Genomic DNA, 1644 nt, shown 5'->3' on the forward strand with positions numbered 1-1644 from the left:
CTGGACCAGGAGGGAACCCTCCGGATGGAACAGGTGCTCGACCGCTATGCCGCCTATGTTTTGGAGCGGGGCAACATCGTCTTCTCCCGGGGGAAAGTCCTTGAAGGCGTGTACCACTACAACCTCGACGCCTTTCTCGCCTCCTTCGCCGGACTCCTTGGAGGACACGTCTTTCCAGAGGTCCCCGAAGGGGGCGGTCGGGTGGACCTTTTGGTCCTTCAGGGAGGCAAGCGGTGGATCGTGGAGGTGAAGCGCTTCACCGGCAAGGACGAGTTCGAGGCGGGGAAGGACCAGCTCGAAGCCTATCTGGAGCGCTCCGGTGAACCGGAGGGGTACTACGTGGTCTTCTCTCCCTACCACCAGGCCCAGGAGAAGGGCGAGGAAGTGCGCACCAGGAGCGGCGTCTCCCGGCGTCTTGTCTGGTGGATCCTCCCCGTGGCAGCGCCGGTCCCGTCAGGGGAGTGACGGTGACATGTTCCCATAAAAAAGGCGACTGGAAGAGTCAAGGAAGCGCTGCAGAAAAACCTTTCGCTTTCCCTTGACTCGGATCGCATCAGGCTCTGCGGAGCTGACGTAGCCTTATGCAGAAGTTCCTCAACGTGTCTGCAGGGAGTACCGTTGGACAGAGAACTGCTTTTCCGGGAGCTGCCGATGCGAACTTTCCTCGTGGTACTCAATGCGGGGGCGGGTCAACGGTTCCGGATCCACGAAACACCCTGCGTCTGAGGCGGATCCGGAAGGATTCCATACGCTCTTCCCGAAAGACGTGTGCTCGTTTCTGGTTTCGTTCGAGTACACTACGGAAATGAACCGTACGAAGAGACGGCGCGGAACACTCCGATCGGAAGCGCGCTCCGGAAGCGTCCAGGGAACCTCCGAAAAAGGCTCTCGAAACGGGACGCACAAGGGTTTCTCTCGGCAGTTTCAGAATGCGTTCTCCGAAAAGATGCCGTGAAATCCAACGTGCGCACGATCGTTGACCGTCCACCGGTCGTTCTCCAAAAAGTCACGACAAAGAGGTGATGGTCTCATGCCCCGGAGCTTCTGCACCGAAGGCCCCATCGACAAGGAGCGGAACTACTACGTCCCCCGCACGGAACTGCTTGCGGTCGGCCTGAAGAAAGTTGAGGAATGGCGGTATTTCACCCTCACCGCTCCGCGCCAGAGCGGCAAGAGCACCTACTTCCAGTTTCTCGCCGACGAGATCCGCAAAAGCAGACCCGACTGGCTGCCCCTGTGGATCAGCTTCGAGCCTCTCGGCAACGGCACCGAAGTGGAGAGCCTGCGCTTCCTCAAGGAACAGCTCCACTTCCGTCTCAATTCCTCGTCGCTCGATCCCGATGTCGCTCTCGGCGACTTTCCCGACACATTTCGGGAACTTCCTCTCTTTCTTTCCCGGCTGGGACAACAGCACGACCGCGACGTGGTTCTCATCGTGGACGAGATGGAAGGACTGCAGAATATTCCCCTGCTCAACACCTTCCTGCACGTCCTCCGCTCCATCTACCACGACCGCAGAAACTACCGTCTCCGGAGCGTCATTCTGGTGGGCGTGTCGAACATCACGGGGATCCTCCAGAGCACCGCGAGCCCCTTCAACATCGCCGAGCAGATCACCATCCCCTACTTCACCCGGGAGGAGAC

The 1644-nt window shown here is 59.5% G+C and carries 2 protein-coding genes; both read left to right on the top strand.

Annotated elements, in window-relative coordinates; genetic code table 11:
- On the top strand, positions 1-465 hold a 465-nt coding region (locus Q1K49_RS00860; protein WP_300521680.1), incomplete at its 5' end, for a hypothetical protein.
- 565 nt (positions 466-1030) lie between these two features.
- On the top strand, positions 1031-1644 hold a 614-nt coding region (locus Q1K49_RS00865; RefSeq protein WP_300521683.1), incomplete at its 3' end, for an AAA family ATPase.

It is taken from the genome of Aminiphilus sp. (assembly GCF_029975095.1).
Classification (GTDB): Bacteria; Synergistota; Synergistia; order Synergistales; family Aminiphilaceae; genus Aminiphilus.